Consider the following 15689-nt stretch of genomic DNA (forward strand, 5'->3'; position numbering starts at 1 on the left):
GCTTTAACTTAATTTTCATTAAAATTTAACAATGACTTAGCATTTTGCACTGTTTGGATAAAGCTTTTTTGTTTAGAATTTATGTTTGTTTTGATGATGTTTTGCTGATCTGGAAACATATCAAACAGAATTTTATTGCTAACCTGAATACTTTCAATGTTTTGAATACCTTTTATTTCAAGATAGCATTTCATTACATCTAAATCGTATTTTTTACCTATAAATTGAAATGTTGCAGGTTTACCATTTATTGTAATTTGTAGTTTATCAGTAAGATATTTGGTTATATAACTGTTTGTATTAGGTATTTCAAAAGCTTCATCTAGTGTAATTTTTTCGTTATAACGTTGTTTTAAAACATTTTCAAAATCATCTAAAAAAAGTCTTGAAATTATTTGAACAGATTGTTGTTCTGGCACATACTCAATTTGTGTTACACTAATATAATATTTATGTAAACTTGTAAAAGCAAGTGTTGGCAGAATTAAAAAAAACAGTACTAGTTTTGTATACTTCATGTAATTTTTTTGCTAAAGTAAATGTTATTTCAAAAAGTATTCCAAAAAAAAGCTTAATTATCTGTAGTTTGTTTATTGGCTTGGTATTGTTTGTATTTCGTTCTTAAAAAGATTAAAATTTTAAAATCTGATTGATTTTTACAATGTTTTAAAAAATTCTCATCTTCTGAACAGAAATAAAAAAAATCGTTAACCTCATCATTCCCTAATGGGTTAGACATTAAAAAATCTTTTGCTAATTTACTTTTTATACTATGCATTAAACGGTCTTTTTCTTCTAACTTAACACGTTGCTTTAGCATTTTTGTTCTGCCTGTAATAGCATTAATTAAAGGTGTAAAACCTACTGAACCACCAATACCTATTGATGGGTTTAAACTAGATGCTTCACTTAAACGGCGCTCACTTTGTGTGGCTATTTTTCCGGTGTAACCGGGTATACCTACATCATAAAAATTAATTGGGCGGTCTTTTTTTGCGTTTTCAATATCTGAAATTAAATTACCTGTAAGCACTTTTCCAACAATTACTTTTTCTAATTGGTTTACTTGCGCATCTAAATTAACAAGGATGGTTTTTGAAATAATGGTGCCTTGTGACACTTTTACATCTTTTACACCATGTAAAATAGATGAAAACTGAAGTGTATCGTTAACCTTAACCGTAATTGTAAAATTTCCTTTAGCATTTGTAATAGTAAATACTTTTGCGGTTTTGTTAATTACATGAATGTTTTCAACATCGGTTTTACTTATAACGCGCCCCGAAATTTCAACAGTTTGTGCTACGGTTTTAATGGTAAAAAAAGTAACCATTATAACAAAGCAGCAGTTAATTTTTGGCATTTTGTAAGTTTAAAAACTGCTCACTTTTTTCATATAAAAATTGCAAACATTTAATTTCATTACCCTTTTCAAGTAATTCTGCATCTAAATTTTGGGTATCAACATAGGCTATAAACGCATCTACTTTGGTTAAAGGAATATTAAACATTTCGCTTATGTATTGCGGCGAGTATAAATCAACCAATTCAAAAGGTTTTTCTACAGTTATGTATTCTGGTTTTTTATATTTTTTGTTCTTTTTACCAAAAATTAATTGCGATATTTTACCTAAATCAAAACCATTATAAAGTTCGCCTTTACTAATTCTAGATTTTAAATCGTATACAACAGATTTTTCATCAAAAGGCTTTTCATCATTATATTCATAATCTACATTCATACTTCCCATATCTAAAATTATGGGTTTTATATAGGCTACATTTTCTACATCTGTATTAATATTTCCTGTTAAACCAGATGATAATAAAACCGCATCTAGCTTATGTATTTGTTCTACCAAATGAATTTTTAGTTGTCTGGATTTTATAACATCTTTTGTTACAGTTACTGAAAGCGGTTGAAACTGTAAGGCCGAAATTTGAATAATATCATTTTCAGCAACATCAAGTGTAAATGTTCCGTTCTCATCTGTAATAGTGCCTTGGTTTGATGATGCATTAAAAATAGTAACACCTTCAACATCATTTGCAAGCGCGTAAATGGTTCCTTTTACTGAAATTCTGTCTACAAACTGCGCTTGTACAGCCGTAATAACAAATAAAAATTGAAATAAAAGCACATGAGTTTTCATAAGGTTGGTTTTAAAGTTTAAAGTTCGGTTTTATAATCTTAATTAAAATGAAATAACATTTTAAACTTTTGTTAAAACATCAATTTATATACTTTTACCAACCATTAATTATTTTGTTTATTATGAAAAACATTATTATTGCAAGCACTTCAACAATACATGGCAGTGGTTATTTAGAATATATTCTAGATGAATTAACTCATTTATATAAAGATACTGAAGAAATTTTATTTATACCCTATGCAAGACCAAGTGGTATTACTCATGATGCTTACACCGAAATTGCTAAAAAAGCTTTTTCAAAAATTAATAAACGTGTTGTAGGATTACATAGTTATAAAAACCCAGTTAAAGCAGCACAAAACGCACAAGGTATTTTTGTGGGTGGTGGTAATACTTTTGTATTAACTAGCATGCTTTATAAAAACAAACTAACTAATGTTTTAAACGAAGTTGTTAATAATGGCACGCCTTATTTAGGCACAAGTGCTGGCAGTAATATTTGCGGACTTACCATACGTACCACAAATGATATGCCTATTGTGTATCCGCCTAGTTTTGATGCTTTAAAGTTGGTGCCTTTTAATATAAATCCGCATTATTTAGATCCTGATACCAAAAGCAAACACATGGGTGAAACCCGAGAAACAAGAATAAAAGAATTTCATAAATTTAACACACAACCTGTTGTTGGTTTAAGAGAAGGTAGTTGGTTACAAGTAAAAAACAATACCATTACTTTAAAAGGGAATTTATCTGCTAGAATATTTGAAGCTGGCAAAACCCCATACGAAGTTAAAACTGGCACTGAGCTTAATGCTTTAAAATAAAAAAGCCCCAAAATATATGTGAGGCTTTTTGAGCGGGAGACCGGGTTCGAACCGGCGACATTCAGCTTGGAAGGCTGACGCTCTACCAACTGAGCTACTCCCGCATTAGCGGATGCAAATATAAAACCTATTTTTATTTGTGCAACACTTTTTACAGCTTTTTTAAAAAATGAAAGCCTAAAATTTTAAAATCTTCGTTAAAATAGAATTTATGTGATGCCGCATTTGCCACATAAGTATTCAACTCTACAGCTTGAAAACCTTTTGCTTTTGCGTAATTATAAATCCAATTAAAAAATTGTTTACCTAAGCCTTTACCTCTGTAACTTTCATCAATAAAAACATGATCGGGCTCTACACTTTTACCAGAGTAATGCCTAGTACAAAACCATAAACCGCTTACCCCTACAATTTTATCTTTATCATAAATTACAGCACATTCATAATTTTTATAAGTTACCATTTCATTAAAGCGCAATTTTAAAAGCGCCTTATCAATGTTTTTATTATTTAACTTGTAAACCAATGGTATAATTAAATCTATATCTTTCTTTTCTAATATTTTAAATGTAAAACTCATTACTTTATGCTTTGTAATTACACTGTAAAAATAAGTGACTTTACTTAAAAAATGTGTCATAATTATAAATTGTAACACTTTTGAACAACATTATTTTGTAAATTAAAACCCTAATTTATAACCAAATGAGAGGAAAGAATTTAAAATTCAGACTATTAATTGGTGTAGCTATTGCACTATTTTTTGTTTTTAAACGCTGCAGCCAACAAGAAGTTAACCCATATACTGGCAGAACGCAAACTATTTCAATGACACCCGATAAAGAAATAGCCATTGGTTTACAAAGCGCTCCGCAAATGGCCCAACAACATGGTGGTTTACACCCAAACAATCAATACCAAGCATTGGTTGACAATGTTGGCAACAAACTAATTAACAACAGTATAGCTAATGAAACACCTTATAAATATGAGTTTCATTTACTAAACGACCCTAATACTATTAACGCTTTTGCTTTACCTGGCGGACAAATATTTATAACCTTTGCCCTATTTTCAAAATTGGAAAATGAAGATCAGCTTGCTGGTGTTTTAGGTCATGAAATTGGACATGTATTAGGAAGACATAGTGCAGAACGTATTGCCGAAAGCGAATATTGGCAAGGACTTGCAACAGCTGGTTCTGTTGGTGCAGATATGGGTGGTGTGGTTAGTGGTATTGGCCAGCAAAAGTTATTGACTAACGGACGTGATGATGAACTTGAAAGTGATGATTTAGGTGTTAAATTTATGATTAAAGCGGGTTATAACCCCGAAGAAATGATTGGGGTAATGCAAATTTTAAAAGCAGCTGCCGGCCCAAATAGAGTTCCTGAATTTCAAAGTACACACCCAGACCCTGACAACCGTATTGAAAAAATAAAAGAAGCCATTAATAAATATAGAAATCTATAGAAAAAGCCTCGCATTGCGAGGCTTTTTCAGACTAACTCAAAATAATTAATTTTAAAAAATTATTATAATTATTTTTTCTTCTTTTTCTTTAAAGCATCTTTAATAATAGCAGCTGCTTCATTGGCACCATGTAATTGTGCATATTTAGCGGCTGTGTAACTTTTGTTTGAACATCTTAATTTTAAATTTGCACCTTCAGCAATTAAAAGTTCTAAAATTTCAGTTCTGTTAAATTTAGCAGCATACATAGCTGGTGTCATACCATTTGAGCGTGCGTTAACATCGGCACCTCTTTCAATTAATTTTTTTACAGTATCAAAATCGCCTTTGGCAATAGATACACAAAATGAATTTACTTTAAAATAATACTCTGATGCAGCAGTATTACTAGTTGAAGTAGCTGGTAAAGCATTAATTGATACTACAGATACACATAATGCAATTGCGGTTGTAATGATTGTTTTTTTCATGATGAAAGAATTTAAGTTTGATTTATTTGATTAATTGATAATTATGTTACGTTTTTTGATATACTAAAGAGACGACAATATTTTTAAATTGTTACATCAAAAAATTTATATAACACACTTTTAACATTTATTTCACAAACCATTAACGAAAACGTTTTCTCAAAAAAAACGACGCAAAACACCTTAAAAAACAAGGTATTTCGGCGGTTTTTATTGCTCATATTTTAGTAAACTTACCTATATTTGCTTAGTACAAAAAATTAAAAAAAATGAACAAAAAAGTCATCTTAATGATACTTGATGGTTGGGGAAACTCTCCAGACCCAAAAGTTTCGGCTATAGACCATGCAAACACACCTTTTATAGATTCACTATACAAAAAATACCCTTTTGCAACCCTTAGAACCGATGGTTTACACGTAGGTTTACCTGAAGGTCAAATGGGAAATAGTGAAGTTGGCCACATGAATTTAGGTGCCGGTAGAATTGTATACCAAGATTTAGCAAAAATTAATTTATCTATTGAAAAAGATACTTTAAAAGATGAAAAAGTATTAGTTGATGCATTAAAATATGCTGCCGATAACAATAAAAATGTTCATTTTTTAGGTCTTTTAAGTAATGGCGGTGTTCATGCACACACTAGCCACCTAAAAGGTTTTATTGATGCTGCCAATAAAGCGGGCGTTAATTCATATGTACACGCATTTACTGATGGTAGAGATGTAGATCCAAAATCTGGCAAAGGTTATATTGAAGATTTAGAAAAACACATTGCTGGCACTAACACCAAACTAGCTACTGTTACTGGCCGCTATTACGCCATGGACAGAGATAAACGTTGGGAACGCGTACAACTAGCCTACAATGCCATTGTAAACGGCGAAGGCACAAAAACCACAAATCCTGCAGCAGCTGTACAATCTAATTATGATAATGATGTTACTGATGAGTTTATAAAACCACTTATTGTAACTAATGATAACGGTGAACCTATAGCCAAAGTACAAAAAGATGATGTTGTTATTTTTTACAACTTTAGAACCGATAGAGGCCGTGAGTTAACAGAAATGTTAAATCAAAAAGATTTTGCTGAGTACAACACTAAGAAACTAGACTTATACTACGTTACTATTACAAATTATAGTGATGATTTTGAAGGTATTAAAGTTATATTTAATAAAGATAACATCTCTGAAACTTTAGGTGAAGTTTTAGCAAAAAACGGAAAAAAACAAATTAGAATTGCCGAAACTGAAAAATACCCACACGTTACATTTTTCTTTTCTGGCGGACAAGAAACTCCGTTTGAAGGTGAGTCTAGAATTTTGAAAAATTCGCCCAAAGTTGCTACTTACGATTTAAAACCTGAAATGAGCGCCTACGAGTTGCGCGATGCTTTAGTGCCTGAATTACAAAAAGGTGAAGCAGATTTTGTTTGCTTAAACTTTGCAAACGGTGATATGGTTGGACATACTGGTGTTATGGAAGCTGCCATTAAAGCTTGTGAAGCTGTTGATGCCTGCGCCAAAGATGTTATTACAACAGGTTTAGAAAACGGTTACACCACCCTTTTAATTGCAGACCACGGTAACTGTGAAACCATGATAAACCCAGATGGTTCACCCCATACAGCACACACCACAAACCCTGTGCCTGTTATTTTAATTGATAACGAATTAAAAAATATTGAAAGTGGTGTTCTAGGTGATGTTGCACCAACAATACTCAAATTAATTGGTGTTGAACAACCAAAAGCTATGACGCAACACCCTTTAGTATAAAATAAATAGTCTTTAAAAAAAGCCTGCCCCAAGCAGGCTTTTTTGCGTTAGGGATTGTAGTGGCATCCTTTTTTGAGGCACGAGAAAAAGATATAACGTAAAGCCCGACCCTTTAGGGAAACGCCCAAATTGTTTACCTAAAAAAATAGTGTATTTTTGTACAAACTCAAGTCTGTAAAAACATATGAATTTTAATGATACCTTAGTAATTGCTGTTGATTTTGATGGTACCATTGTTGAAGATGCTTACCCAAAAATTGGCAAACCCCAAATGTTTGCTTTTGATACCTTAAAAATGTTACAAGACAAAGGGCATAGACTTATTTTATGGACCTACAGATTTGGCAACAAATTAGATGAAGCCGTAAATTTTTGTAAAGAAAATGGTGTTGTTTTTTACGCAGTTAATAACAGTTTTCCGGAAGAAGAATTCAATAATGATGCCAGTAGAAAAATTAATGCCGATATTTTTATAGACGATAGAAACTTTGGCGGTTTTCCTGGTTGGGGAGAAATTTACCAAGAGCTAACCAATAGCCAACCACCTAAAATTGAAAAGAAAAAAGGCCTTTTCGGACTTTTTAAATAACCACCAACAACACTTTAAGCTTTTTAAAGTATTCTTGTTTTCTATTTAGTATCTTTGCCAATATTTTTTAGGTATGATAGTAGTAAAAACAAAAGAAGAAATTGAATTAATGCGCCAAAGTGCGCTTATAGTATCTAAAACTTTAGGTATGCTAGCCACCGAAGTTAAAGAGGGTGTTACCACAAATTATTTAGATACCATTGCTGAAGAATTTATTAGAGACCATGGTGCTTTGCCTGGTTTTAAAGGGCTTTATGACTGCCCATCTACATTACTTTGTAGTGTAAATGATGCCGTTGTACATGGCTTACCTACTGATATACCTTTGAAAGATGGTGATATTGTATCTATTGACTGTGGCGCTTTAATGAACGAATTTTACGGTGACCACGCCTATACTTTTGAAATAGGAAACGTTGCTGAAGACACTAAAAAACTTATACAAACTACCAAAGAATCTTTATACGTTGGTATAGCTCAATTTAAACATGGCAACCGTGTGGGCGATGTTGGTTATGCTATACAACAATATTGCGAAAACCAAGGCTACGGTGTTGTTAGAGAGCTTGTTGGACATGGTTTAGGAAAAAAAATGCACGAAGACCCTGAAATGCCAAATTACGGTAAGCGTGGCAGAGGTAAAAAATTTATTGAAGGTATGGTTGTGGCTATTGAACCTATGATAAATATGGGTACACACAGAATTAAACAGCTTAAAGATGGTTGGACTATTGTTACGCGCGATGGTAAACCAAGTGTACATTTTGAACATGATGTAGCTTTAGTTGACGGAAAACCTGAAATTCTTTCAACCTTTGCTTATGTTCATGAAGCTTTAGGTATTACAAGTGATGAAGAAAACGCTTTTAGACAAAACGCTTTAGTTCTTTAAACACACATGACACACAACATACAAACTATAGAAAACCAGTTAAGCCAACTGCGTAATCAACTCAACAATCATAAATTATACAGCCATTTAAAAACTATTGATGATATAAAAACTTTTATGGAGGCACATGTGTTTGCCGTTTGGGATTTTATGTCGTTATTAAAAGCACTTCAAAATAGTTTAACGTGTACTAATTTGCCTTGGATGCCTGTAAAAAACCCAGCTACTGCGCGTTTTATTAATGAAATTGTATTTGGAGAAGAAAGCGATGTTAATGAATTGGGGCAGCCTAAAAGTCATTATGAAATGTATATTGATGCTATGCAACAAGTTGGTGCTAGCACTAGTGGCATTACTAATTTTTTAGAATTTTTATCTCATGGTTGTTCTGTAGAAGCAAGTTTACACAAAAGCCAAACACCAGCGTACATTACCAAATTTGTAAATTTCACATTTAATATTATAGCTACAAACCAACCTCACAAAATTGCAGCAGCTTTTACTTTTGGAAGAGAAGATATTATACCTGATATGTTTTTTGAAATTATAAATAAAGCTGAAACAAACGGTAAAAACTACAGTAAACTGAGCTATTATTTACAAAGACATATTGAATTAGATGGTGATGAACACGGGCCTTTATCTTTAAAAATGATTGAAGATTTATGCGGTAATGATTCTCAAAAATGGGAGGAAACTTTAGAAGTTTCTAAATTAGCTTTGCAGCATAGAATAGCACTTTGGGATGGTATTTATAATTTAATAGAGTGTCACAAAACAGCTGACGTTTAATTAACTTGAAACAACTTTTTAAATTCATATTAAACTTAGTTCCAAGACCGCTTTTAATTAGGTTAAGTTACATCGTAAGACCAATTTTAGCTTTTTTTTTAAAAGGAAACACATACACAGACCCAATTGATGGTAAAAGCTTTAAATCGTTTTTATCGTATGGCTATGTAACACAACGAGACAATATTTTATCACCTTCTACCTTAAGTTTAGAACGCCACAGGCTGCTTTGGTTATATTTAAAAAATGAAACTGATTTTTTTTTAGATACTGAAGCTAATTCGGCCTATAAAAAGAAAGTCCTTCATTTTGCACCAGAGCAATGTTTTTTAAAACTTTTTAGAGAACTTAAAAATTTAGATTATACTACTACAGATTTATTATCGCCCATTGCAGATGTAAAGGCAGATATTTGTAATCTTCCTTTTGAAGATAATAGTTACGACGTTATTTTTTGCAATCATGTGTTAGAGCATATACCAGATGATACAAAGGCTATGCAAGAACTATATCGTGTTATGAAACCTGGAGGGTTTGGAATATTTCAAATACCTCAAGATTTAAATCGAGAATTTACGTTTGAAGATGATACAATAACAGATAAGGCTGAGCGTGCTAAAATATTTGGGCAATATGATCACGTTCGTGTTTATGGTAGAGATTATTTTAACAAACTGAGACGTATTGGTTTTACAGTTGAAGAGATAGATTATACCGCTAAATTATCAGATTCTGAAATTGATAAATATCGATTAGCTAAAGGCGAAATTATTCCTTTAGTTAGAAAAAAATAAACCAACATGACACAACAAGTTTTTATTATTACAGGTGCTTTATTCGGAATGTTAGCCATAATTTTTGGTGCGTTTGGTGCACATGCATTAAAGAAAATACTTTCTGAAGATCAATTAAAAAGTTTTGAAACTGGTGTGAAATATCAAATGTATCATGCTATTGTTTTATTAGTTTTAGGCTTTAACTTTCAGTTTTCAACTTCTGCAATGTATTGGTGTTTCACTTTAGGTATAATTCTTTTTTCGTTTAGTATTTACGGTTTGGTTTTAAGTGATGCAAAAGGCAAAAAAATAAAGTTTCTTGGGCCTATTACTCCTATTGGTGGGCTTCTATTTGTTGTGGGTTGGTTATTAATTATTATTCAAGTGTTATAAATTATTTCTAAAATGCTAGTATAAGTTTATAAAGCACAAAAAAAGCCGTACCATAAACGAACAAAGGCACGACTTTTTTTCAAAATTTGATTAATAGCACTTATAAGACACAATTTTTTTTGATAGGTCACATACTATAATATTTTATTCAGGAAAACCGTTCAAAGCAAGTGTTTCAAAAGTGCTTTCATCATTTTCAAAAATTAAAAACACTTTTAATTCAGGGTGTTTTTTTAAAAACGCTTTAACTTTTTCTATTCCCATAGCTTTAAAAGCTGTTGCATAAGCATCGGCTGTCATACAATCTTTAGATATAACAGAAATACTTAATAAGTTGGTTTTGCTAGAATAGCCTGTTTTAGTATCAATTATATGCGAAAATCTATTGCCGTTTTCATCAAGTTTAAATTTTCGATAAGTGCCTGAAGTTGCCATTGCTCCTTCGTTTAAAACAATAGCTTTTAAAATTGATTGTTTACCATCAAAATGTGGCTCTTCTACCCCTACTTTCCATGGCGCTTGCTTTTCAATATTCATTCCCTTAACTCGAATTTCTCCACCAATTTCAACTAAATAGTTATGAATACCTTTTTGCTCTAAAAATTGAGATATAACATCAACACCATATCCTTTAGCAAGCGCATTAAATTCTAAATAAACATTAGGGTTATCTTTTTTAATAATGTTACCATTTAATTGGGTTTTATTAAAACCTACATACTGCATTAAACTATCTATTTTAACACTATCAATGTTTTTTATAGCCTTTTCTGCCCCAAAACTCCATGCATTTACAATATTGCCTATTGTAGGATCAAAAGCGCCTTCTGTTTCATTAAAAATAGTTTTTGCTGTTTTATAAACGTTAATGAAATGATTATCTACTTTAACAGGTTCGTTTCTATTTATTTTAGAAATATCAGAATCTCGTTGGTATGTTGATAATGATGTGTTTAATACCTTAAAAACACTATCGAACTCTTTTTTATAATTTTTATTAGAATCATAAATAAACGTGTACGACGTACCAAAAACCGTACCTGTTAGCTTGGTATTTACACTATTTTTTTTGCAACTGTAAATAGTTATTACAAAACATAAAATAAGTAGTTTTTTCATAAGTTAATTTAAATTAGTTTCTACTACTTGTATGCCGTTATACTCAATTAAATATTCCTGATTTAAATAAACAGGTAAACTTTCGTCGTTAGGGTTTCCTAAACCAACACCTGCATACAATACTTTGGCATTTTTATTGCGTGCATGTTTTTTGAAAGTTTCCATCCAAACTACATCATAGTTATTTGGATTGTCTGGCAATAAAACAGCTTTAACAATTACAAAATAGTATTGGCTATTTTTATCAATACAAACAAACTGCGGATGTTTTTTTAACTGGCTATTTATGGCTACAAACTCAAAACCTCTATTTTCTAAATCTTTACCAACATGGTTCATGGCTAAGTTATGTAATTCTTGTTGTGAAAGTGGTTTACTCATACTGCAAATTTACAGTTTTATGACGTTGCATAAAATTTGTTTAACTTTATAATGCTTAAAAAAATAATTTGAATTATGAAAACTACACCTCGATTTGATGCTGCTATTAAAAAATTATACATTGCTTTTTATAACAAAACATTAAACCCTGAATGTTGTAAGCAGTGTGCGGTTGGAAATATTTTGGATAATACGGATAGTTGGAAACATTTAACCGATAATCACGGTGCTTTAAATTTAAATTATGTTGGAAAGGTACACCAAAAATTGGGAAGAAAATTTAATGGCTATACACCAAATGAACTACTAAAAATAGAACGTATGTTTTTAAAAGCATGTGGTTATGAATTACCGTTACATTATAAAAATAAAAGGCCTGAAAATCCAACAGATAATCAAGTTCTTTTTAATGGATTAAGTGATGTTATTGAGCTATTATGTAAGCTAGATAATATTAGTAATGTTATGGATTATAAAGTACTGTTCATGCAAAAAAAAGAAAACATATTACAACAACAATATGTATAAAACAAAAACCAACGCAATGCGTTGGTTTTGTTTTTATAATACTAAAAGATATAGTATAAAATAATATTTAGTTTTTATCCACCAAAGTCATCAAATCTGATGTTTTCATCTGGAATACCAAAATCTTCGCCCATTTTTTGAACAGCTTGGTTCATTAATGGTGGTCCGCAGAAATATAATTCAATATCTTCTGGAGATTCATGATGGTTTAAGTAATTATCAATTACACAGTTATGAATAAATCCAACAAAACCATCACCTTCTTCATCATGAATATCTTTTTTAACTTTCCAGTTATCTTCTGGTAAAGGTTCAGATAAAGCTAAGAAAAATTTAAAGTTAGGAAATTTACGTTCTAATTCATAGAAATGCTCTAGGTAGAATAACTCACGTTTTGAACGTCCGCCGTACCAATAGGTAACAGTTCTTCCTGTTTCTAATGTTTTAAATAAGTGGTATAAATGTGAACGCATTGGCGCCATACCTGCACCACCACCAACGTATAGCATTTCAGCATCACTTTCATTAATAAAGAATTCTCCGTAAGGACCAGAAATGGTTACTTTATCTCCTTGTTTTCTTGAAAAAATGTATGATGACGCAACACCTGGGTTTACATCCATCCAACCATTTTTATTTCTATCCCATGGTGGAGTTGCAATACGTACGTTAAGCATAATATCTCTTCCTTCTGCAGGGTAAGAAGCCATAGAATAAGCACGTTCTACAATCTCATCATTTTTCATTACTAAAGGCCATAAACCAAACTTATCCCATTCTGCTTGAAATTTATCTGGTGTTTCGTGCTCTTCAGGGTGAGCTGTTATATCAATATCAGCATATTTAATTTCGCATTTAGGAATTTCAATTTGAATATACCCACCGGCTTTGTAATTCATATCTTCAGGAATGCGAACAACGAATTCTTTAATAAACGATGCTACGTTGTAGTTACGTACAACTTCAGCTTCCCACTTCTTTATACCAAAAACTTCTTCAGGAATGGTAATATTCATGTCTTGTTTAACTTTTACTTGACAAGCTAAACGTGCACCATGTTGTAATTCTTTACGCGTAAAATGAGGTGTTTCAGTTGGAAGTGCTTCGCCTCCTCCTTCTAATACATGACACTCACATTGAATACATGTACCACCACCACCACAAGCTGATGGTAAAAATATTTTTTGATTTCCTAAAGTAGATAGTAAGCTACCTCCTGATGGTACTTCAATTTCTTTTTCACCGTTTATTTTAATTTTTACAGGACCAGACGGTGCTAATTTTTGCTTTACAAATAATAGTAAGCCAACTAAAGCAAGTGTTAAAACTAAAAACGCTGCTACAGTTGCTATAATTATTCCTGTTGTACTAGCTGCTAAAAATACCATGTTATTTTACTGCTTTTATTGTGTTATCAGCTATTTCTTTGCTTGCTTTATCTTCTTCTACCTTAGCTGTTTTTTCTTCTTTTTTCTCATCATCACCACCTGTTAGCATACCACCAAAACTCATAAAACCAATGGCCATTAAACCTGTAATAATGAAAGTAATACCTAAACCTCTTAAAGGTGCTGGCACATTTGAATAGCGTATTTTTTCGCGTATTGCTGCAATAGCTAAAATTGCTAAAAACCACCCAATACCAGAAGAAATACCATAGTTAAAGGCTAAACCAATAGTTTGAATTTCGCGCGATTGCATAAATAACGAGCCTCCTAAAATTGCACAGTTTACGGCAATTAGTGGTAAAAATATACCTAGTGAATTATATAATGCAGGTGCAAATTTTTCAACAATAATTTCTACTAATTGTACCATGGTTGCAATGGTTGCAATAAACATGATGAATGATAAGAAACTTAAATCATAATCTGCATATTCTTCACCTAGCCATTGTAATGCTCCTGGTTGAAGTATATATTGATCTAACAACCAGTTAACTGGTACTGTTACTGCTAGTACAAAAACTACTGCAGCACCTAAACCTACGGCTGTACTTACTTTTTTAGATACTGCTAGGTAAGAACACATTCCTAAGAATGTAGCAAATACCATGTTATCTATAAATATTGATTTGAAAAATAATTCTAAATGTTCCATTTTTCTTAGTCTTCTATTAAGTCTTTATTTCTACTACGTTGTACCCAAATAATGATACCTACAACTATTAATGCCATTGGTGATAATAGCATAAAACCATTGTTTTCATACCCTATGGCGTACAAACCTGTTTTTTCAATAGGATCTCCTAAAACTTTAAATCCTAATAAAGTACCAGAACCTAATAATTCTCTAAAGAAACCTACTATTATAAGTATAACACCGTAACCTAATGCGTTACCAATACCATCTAAAAACGATTTCCATGGGCCATTACCTAAGGCAAAAGCTTCAAAACGTCCCATAATGATACAGTTTGTAATGATTAAACCTACAAAAACTGATAATGTTTTACTTAGCTCATAAGCGAATGCTTTTAGTACTTGATCTACAATAATTACTAAAGCAGCAACTACTGTAAGCTGAACGATAATCCTGATTTTTGATGGAATAATATTTCGCATTAAAGAAATCACAACGTTACCAACACCTAATACAAATAATACCGATATAGCCATTACAATAGATGCTTTAAGCTCTGCAGTAATTGCTAGTGCAGAACAAATACCTAATACTTGAATAGTAATTGGGTTGTTATCTGCTAACGGGTCTGTTATTAACTTGGCATCTTTTTTTGATAAAAGTCCCATATGTTTAATTGTTTTTAAGATTATCGAAATAAGGCTTGTACAATTTAAGATCGCTCTTAATCATTGCAGTTACACCATTACCTGTAATAGTTGCTCCTGCAATAGCATCAACCTCGTTATCGGTTTTATTTTCATTTTTTGGGTCTGCATTACCTTTTGCAACATCAATACCTTTAAAATATCCACTTTCATCTAGTAAATGCTCACCAATAAAATCGTCCATAAAAAAACGTTCTTTAATGTTAGCTCCTAAACCTGGTGTTTCACCTTTATGGTCAAAATAGGCACCTTGAACTACCATATCTTTATTTAAAGACACGTACCCCCAAATGGCATCCCATAAACCTTTACCGTAAATTGGCACTACGTAAAATGTTTCACCATCTTTTTCACCAACAAATAAAGGTAACTTACGCTCGCTTGGGTTATCATTACCAATTGCTTTTTGCTTTTTAATGTCTATAAGGTAAGCTTCGTTATTTTCAGAAACATCGCCACCTTTAATTACTAATTGTTTAGTAATGTATTTTTTAAACAATTCTGGAGCTTCGGCTTTATCAACAAAAACGGCTGAACTTTCATCGTTTTCATTAACACCCATAGCGTATAAAATGTTTTGTTGCTTTTCTAAACGTACATTTTCTGCAATATTTGGCTTTAAAGACGCTGCTGTAAAAGCTAATAAGGCGCCTACTACTACTACCATTCCTATGGCAAATAATATAGTGTATACGTTACTATCTGTTTTATTACTCATCT

General features: G+C 31.8%; 20 protein-coding genes and 1 tRNA gene. 9 read left to right on the top strand and 12 right to left on the bottom strand.

The window, feature by feature from the left end; translation table 11 throughout:
• Positions 1-8: 8 nt before the first annotated feature.
• Genes ACXAG4_RS01450 through ACXAG4_RS01460 form a run of 3 tightly spaced genes read right to left on the bottom strand, consistent with a single transcriptional unit; the run spans position 9 to position 2153 of the window.
• A complete protein-coding gene (locus ACXAG4_RS01450; RefSeq protein ID WP_475294300.1) occupies positions 9-518 on the bottom strand; it encodes a DUF6702 family protein in 510 nt (169 codons plus the stop codon).
• A gap of 53 nt (positions 519-571) precedes the next feature.
• Positions 572-1363, bottom strand: coding sequence for a hypothetical protein (locus ACXAG4_RS01455; protein ID WP_475294301.1), 792 nt, complete (start codon positions 1361-1363; stop codon positions 572-574).
• Entirely contained in the window at positions 1350-2153 is an 804-nt protein-coding gene (locus ACXAG4_RS01460; RefSeq protein ID WP_475294302.1) for a carboxypeptidase-like regulatory domain-containing protein, read from the bottom strand. Before ACXAG4_RS01460 ends, ACXAG4_RS01455 begins: the two co-directional genes overlap by 14 nt.
• A 122-nt stretch (positions 2154-2275) precedes the next feature.
• On the opposite strand from ACXAG4_RS01460, the gene pepE reads away from it, so the two are divergent.
• Positions 2276-2983 (top strand): dipeptidase PepE, encoded by a 708-nt coding sequence (pepE, locus tag ACXAG4_RS01465; RefSeq protein ID WP_475294303.1) that lies wholly within the window; start codon positions 2276-2278, stop codon positions 2981-2983.
• 31 nt (positions 2984-3014) lie between these two features.
• Here the strand turns inward: pepE and ACXAG4_RS01470 are convergent.
• Both ACXAG4_RS01470 and ACXAG4_RS01475 read right to left on the bottom strand, forming a co-directional pair.
• Positions 3015-3087: transfer RNA gene (locus ACXAG4_RS01470), tRNA-Gly, on the bottom strand.
• A 47-nt stretch (positions 3088-3134) separates the two neighbouring features.
• Positions 3135-3623 carry a GNAT family N-acetyltransferase gene (locus ACXAG4_RS01475; protein WP_475294304.1) on the bottom strand — a complete coding sequence of 163 codons (489 nt, stop codon included), beginning with the start codon at positions 3621-3623 and terminating at the stop codon, positions 3135-3137.
• A 65-nt stretch (positions 3624-3688) separates the two neighbouring features.
• On the opposite strand from ACXAG4_RS01475, the gene ACXAG4_RS01480 reads away from it, so the two are divergent.
• Complete coding sequence (locus ACXAG4_RS01480; RefSeq protein WP_475294305.1) at positions 3689-4456, top strand: M48 family metalloprotease; 768 nt, start codon at positions 3689-3691, stop codon at positions 4454-4456.
• Positions 4457-4524: 68 nt separating this feature from the next.
• On the opposite strand, the gene ACXAG4_RS01485 is transcribed toward ACXAG4_RS01480, so the two are convergent.
• On the bottom strand, positions 4525-4926 hold the full coding sequence (locus tag ACXAG4_RS01485) for an ankyrin repeat domain-containing protein (RefSeq protein WP_475294306.1): 402 nt from the start codon (positions 4924-4926) through the stop codon (positions 4525-4527).
• 269 nt (positions 4927-5195) lie between these two features.
• Here ACXAG4_RS01485 and gpmI point away from each other — a divergent pair, with 269 nt between their 5' ends.
• The 6 genes from gpmI to ACXAG4_RS01515 all read left to right on the top strand — a co-directional run bounded on the left by gpmI (position 5196) and on the right by ACXAG4_RS01515 (position 10152).
• Positions 5196-6710: a 2,3-bisphosphoglycerate-independent phosphoglycerate mutase gene (gene gpmI, locus ACXAG4_RS01490; RefSeq protein WP_475294307.1), complete on the top strand. Its 1515-nt coding sequence runs from the start codon at positions 5196-5198 to the stop codon at positions 6708-6710.
• A gap of 184 nt (positions 6711-6894) precedes the next feature.
• The gene (locus ACXAG4_RS01495; protein ID WP_475294308.1) at positions 6895-7299 is read left to right on the top strand and encodes a BT0820 family HAD-type phosphatase; all 405 of its coding nucleotides are present in this window, start codon (positions 6895-6897) and stop codon (positions 7297-7299) included.
• A gap of 73 nt (positions 7300-7372) precedes the next feature.
• Positions 7373-8191: a type I methionyl aminopeptidase gene (map, locus tag ACXAG4_RS01500; RefSeq protein ID WP_475294309.1), complete on the top strand. Its 819-nt coding sequence runs from the start codon at positions 7373-7375 to the stop codon at positions 8189-8191.
• Positions 8192-8197: 6 nt separating this feature from the next.
• Entirely contained in the window at positions 8198-8983 is a 786-nt protein-coding gene (locus tag ACXAG4_RS01505; RefSeq protein ID WP_475294310.1) for a DUF3050 domain-containing protein, read from the top strand.
• Positions 8984-8988: 5 nt separating this feature from the next.
• Entirely contained in the window at positions 8989-9777 is a 789-nt protein-coding gene (locus ACXAG4_RS01510) for a class I SAM-dependent methyltransferase (RefSeq protein ID WP_475294311.1), read from the top strand.
• Between the two features lie 6 nt (positions 9778-9783).
• Complete coding sequence (locus ACXAG4_RS01515) at positions 9784-10152, top strand: DUF423 domain-containing protein (protein ID WP_475294312.1); 369 nt, start codon at positions 9784-9786, stop codon at positions 10150-10152.
• A 144-nt stretch (positions 10153-10296) separates the two neighbouring features.
• Here the strand turns inward: ACXAG4_RS01515 and ACXAG4_RS01520 are convergent, their stop codons facing one another.
• Together ACXAG4_RS01520 and ACXAG4_RS01525 are read right to left on the bottom strand one after the other, a co-directional pair.
• Positions 10297-11271: an FAD:protein FMN transferase gene (locus ACXAG4_RS01520; protein ID WP_475294313.1), complete on the bottom strand. Its 975-nt coding sequence runs from the start codon at positions 11269-11271 to the stop codon at positions 10297-10299.
• Between the two features lie 3 nt (positions 11272-11274).
• Entirely contained in the window at positions 11275-11652 is a 378-nt protein-coding gene (locus ACXAG4_RS01525) for a Na(+)-translocating NADH-quinone reductase subunit F (RefSeq protein ID WP_475294314.1), read from the bottom strand.
• Positions 11653-11727: 75 nt separating this feature from the next.
• Between ACXAG4_RS01525 and ACXAG4_RS01530 the strand changes: the two genes are divergently transcribed.
• On the top strand, positions 11728-12180 hold the full coding sequence (locus ACXAG4_RS01530) for a Na(+)-translocating NADH-quinone reductase subunit F (RefSeq protein WP_475294315.1): 453 nt from the start codon (positions 11728-11730) through the stop codon (positions 12178-12180).
• 74 nt (positions 12181-12254) lie between these two features.
• Here the strand turns inward: ACXAG4_RS01530 and nqrF are convergent, their stop codons facing one another.
• Genes nqrF through ACXAG4_RS01550 form a run of 4 tightly spaced genes read right to left on the bottom strand, consistent with a single transcriptional unit; the run spans position 12255 to position 15687 of the window.
• Complete coding sequence (nqrF, locus tag ACXAG4_RS01535) at positions 12255-13568, bottom strand: NADH:ubiquinone reductase (Na(+)-transporting) subunit F (RefSeq protein ID WP_475294316.1); 1314 nt, start codon at positions 13566-13568, stop codon at positions 12255-12257.
• Position 13569: 1 nt separating this feature from the next.
• Positions 13570-14280, bottom strand: a complete 711-nt coding sequence (gene nqrE, locus ACXAG4_RS01540) for an NADH:ubiquinone reductase (Na(+)-transporting) subunit E (protein ID WP_475294317.1) — start codon at positions 14278-14280, stop codon at positions 13570-13572.
• Between the two features lie 5 nt (positions 14281-14285).
• Positions 14286-14930 carry an NADH:ubiquinone reductase (Na(+)-transporting) subunit D gene (locus ACXAG4_RS01545; protein WP_475294318.1) on the bottom strand — a complete coding sequence of 215 codons (645 nt, stop codon included), beginning with the start codon at positions 14928-14930 and terminating at the stop codon, positions 14286-14288.
• 4 nt (positions 14931-14934) lie between these two features.
• Positions 14935-15687, bottom strand: coding sequence for a Na(+)-translocating NADH-quinone reductase subunit C (locus tag ACXAG4_RS01550; protein WP_475294319.1), 753 nt, complete (start codon positions 15685-15687; stop codon positions 14935-14937).
• Between the last annotated feature and the right edge of the window lie 2 nt (positions 15688-15689).

This window comes from Seonamhaeicola sp. ABD4_175 (assembly GCF_056160885.1).

What these genes read in the sequence shown, in the direction of transcription:
- ACXAG4_RS01475 (WP_475294304.1), bottom strand. Translation starts at nt 3,623, where the DNA reads ATGACACATTTTTTAAGTAAAGTCACTTATTTTTACAGTGTAATTACA.
- ACXAG4_RS01545 (WP_475294318.1), bottom strand. Translation starts at nt 14,930, where the DNA reads ATGGGACTTTTATCAAAAAAAGATGCCAAGTTAATAACAGACCCGTTA.
- ACXAG4_RS01530 (WP_475294315.1), top strand. Translation starts at nt 11,728, where the DNA reads ATGAAAACTACACCTCGATTTGATGCTGCTATTAAAAAATTATACATT.
- ACXAG4_RS01450 (WP_475294300.1), bottom strand. Translation starts at nt 518, where the DNA reads ATGAAGTATACAAAACTAGTACTGTTTTTTTTAATTCTGCCAACACTT.
- ACXAG4_RS01480 (WP_475294305.1), top strand. Translation starts at nt 3,689, where the DNA reads ATGAGAGGAAAGAATTTAAAATTCAGACTATTAATTGGTGTAGCTATT.
- ACXAG4_RS01525 (WP_475294314.1), bottom strand. Translation starts at nt 11,652, where the DNA reads ATGAGTAAACCACTTTCACAACAAGAATTACATAACTTAGCCATGAAC.
- ACXAG4_RS01485 (WP_475294306.1), bottom strand. Translation starts at nt 4,926, where the DNA reads ATGAAAAAAACAATCATTACAACCGCAATTGCATTATGTGTATCTGTA.
- ACXAG4_RS01520 (WP_475294313.1), bottom strand. Translation starts at nt 11,271, where the DNA reads ATGAAAAAACTACTTATTTTATGTTTTGTAATAACTATTTACAGTTGC.
- ACXAG4_RS01550 (WP_475294319.1), bottom strand. Translation starts at nt 15,687, where the DNA reads ATGAGTAATAAAACAGATAGTAACGTATACACTATATTATTTGCCATA.
- ACXAG4_RS01460 (WP_475294302.1), bottom strand. Translation starts at nt 2,153, where the DNA reads ATGAAAACTCATGTGCTTTTATTTCAATTTTTATTTGTTATTACGGCT.
- ACXAG4_RS01495 (WP_475294308.1), top strand. Translation starts at nt 6,895, where the DNA reads ATGAATTTTAATGATACCTTAGTAATTGCTGTTGATTTTGATGGTACC.
- nqrF (WP_475294316.1), bottom strand. Translation starts at nt 13,568, where the DNA reads ATGGTATTTTTAGCAGCTAGTACAACAGGAATAATTATAGCAACTGTA.
- pepE (WP_475294303.1), top strand. Translation starts at nt 2,276, where the DNA reads ATGAAAAACATTATTATTGCAAGCACTTCAACAATACATGGCAGTGGT.
- ACXAG4_RS01455 (WP_475294301.1), bottom strand. Translation starts at nt 1,363, where the DNA reads ATGCCAAAAATTAACTGCTGCTTTGTTATAATGGTTACTTTTTTTACC.
- gpmI (WP_475294307.1), top strand. Translation starts at nt 5,196, where the DNA reads ATGAACAAAAAAGTCATCTTAATGATACTTGATGGTTGGGGAAACTCT.
- ACXAG4_RS01505 (WP_475294310.1), top strand. Translation starts at nt 8,198, where the DNA reads ATGACACACAACATACAAACTATAGAAAACCAGTTAAGCCAACTGCGT.
- nqrE (WP_475294317.1), bottom strand. Translation starts at nt 14,280, where the DNA reads ATGGAACATTTAGAATTATTTTTCAAATCAATATTTATAGATAACATG.
- ACXAG4_RS01515 (WP_475294312.1), top strand. Translation starts at nt 9,784, where the DNA reads ATGACACAACAAGTTTTTATTATTACAGGTGCTTTATTCGGAATGTTA.
- map (WP_475294309.1), top strand. Translation starts at nt 7,373, where the DNA reads ATGATAGTAGTAAAAACAAAAGAAGAAATTGAATTAATGCGCCAAAGT.